Here is a 1,238-nt window from a genome sequence, read left to right as displayed (position 1 = left end):
CGAGGGGGGGCAGCGGGCGAATGGGCGGCGCAGGCTGCCTGGGTCTCCGCGCTCGCCTCGTGGCGGCTGGCCGATTACAACGCCGCATCGGCTGCCTTCCGCCAGGTCGCGCAACTGGCCGACCAGCGCGAGCTCCGCGCCGGCGGCTATTATTGGGCTGCGCGGTGCGAGCAGGCGATGGGCCGTCCCGCCTCGGTCGAAGGTCTCCTGAGGGCCGCTGCGACGACGTCCGAAGCGCCCGAGAGCTTCTACGGCCTCATCGCCCGCGAGACGCTCGGCATGTCGACGAAAATCGGCGCGGACCCGTTCACCGGCAATGACCCGCCTGTCGACCATTATCCCAATATCCAGCGCGCGATCGAGCTGGTGAAGATCGGCGAGCCGCGGCTTGCCGAGCAGCTGATCGTCCACCAGGCGAAGATCGGCGCGCCGTCCGAGCATCATGCGCTGATCCAGCTGGCCAAGCGCCTCGACCTCCCGGCCGCCCAGCTCTATCTCGCCAAATACGGCCAGTATGGCGCCCGCGCGGACGCGACCGACCGTTATCCCAACCCGCGCTGGAGCCCGATCAACGGCTGGCGCGTCGACCCGGCGCTCGCCTTCGGCCATATCGTCCAGGAATCGGCGTTCAGGCGCGCCGCGGTGAGCCCGGCAGACGCGGTCGGCCTGATGCAGGTCCGTCCCGGGACGGCCCAGGACCTCGCCCGTGCGCGCGGCATTCCATACTCGCGCGGTGCCCTCACCGATCCGCGCTTCAACCTCGAGTTCGGCCAAAGCTTCATCGAGATGATGCGCGGCTCGTCGGCGACCGCGGGGCAGTTGCCGCGCGTGATCGCTTCCTACAACGCAGGGCCGCTGCCCGTCGGCCGCTGGGCGGGAATCAACGACAAGGGCGATCCGCTGCTGTGGATCGAATCGATCCCTTATTGGGAGACGCGTTATTACGTCCCGTCGGTGATGCGGAACATGTGGGTCTACCAAGGGCTGAATAACGAGGACACGTCGACGCTCAAGGCGATGGCCGAGCACCATTGGCCGTCGTTTCCGACCAGCATGACGAGGATGAGCCGCTAGGCCTAGCCGAGCCCCGCCGCCGCCATTTGCGCTTCGGTGGCGAGCACGTCCGCGCGCGAGCCGCCGGCAATCAGCGCCCGGCTGCGCGCACCCTCTCCCGGATAACCCGCCGCTTGCGCGTCGAAGAGGGTCAGCGGAATGAGCCGGCCGCTCGCCACGAACGG

1 protein-coding gene is annotated in these 1,238 nt (G+C 68.8%); it reads left to right on the top strand.

The genetic code is table 11. The annotated features are described in order from the left end of the window. Positions 1 to 1,074: lytic transglycosylase domain-containing protein (locus tag GH737_RS14845; protein WP_155265528.1), on the top strand; the 1,074-nt coding region annotated here is incomplete at its 5' end. Positions 1,075 to 1,238 lie beyond the last annotated feature (164 nt).

It is taken from the genome of Sphingomonas segetis (assembly GCF_009720245.1).
In the GTDB taxonomy this organism is placed as follows: domain Bacteria; phylum Pseudomonadota; class Alphaproteobacteria; order Sphingomonadales; family Sphingomonadaceae; genus Sphingomicrobium; species Sphingomicrobium segetis.
The sequence above is the reverse complement of the archived record's forward strand: the minus strand, read 5'-3'. Positions and strand labels throughout refer to the sequence as shown.